This window comes from Ochrobactrum sp. SFR4, assembly GCF_019730395.1.
Classification (GTDB): Bacteria; Pseudomonadota; Alphaproteobacteria; order Rhizobiales; family Rhizobiaceae; genus Pseudochrobactrum.
The window spans coordinates 1-287 of sequence record NZ_JAAPBB010000645.1; the positions used below are offsets into that span (position 1 = coordinate 1).

Genomic DNA, 287 nt, shown 5'->3' on the forward strand with positions numbered 1-287 from the left:
GGAGAAGAAGATGACATTCGCGCGGCCAACGAAATTCTCATATGGCACATAGCCGACAGAATAACGGCTATCCAGCGAATTGTCACGGTTATCACCCATCATGAAATAGTGACCGGCAGGCACTTCGAACACCCGCGTATTGTCACCCATTGCATTCGGACTCACGTCCAGAGTTTCGTAGGAAACACCGTTCGGCAGTGTCTCACGATAGACCTCAATCGGACGATTTTCGTCGGTCACATCCGGATTGGAAATTTCACCGACTTTTTCACGCGGTACGGCGACAT

The 287-nt window shown here is 50.5% G+C and carries 1 protein-coding gene; it reads right to left on the minus strand.

The genetic code is table 11. The annotated features are described in order from the left end of the window. On the minus strand, positions 1–287 hold a 287-nt coding region (gene lepB, locus HBA93_RS20645), incomplete at both ends, for a signal peptidase I (protein WP_221724516.1).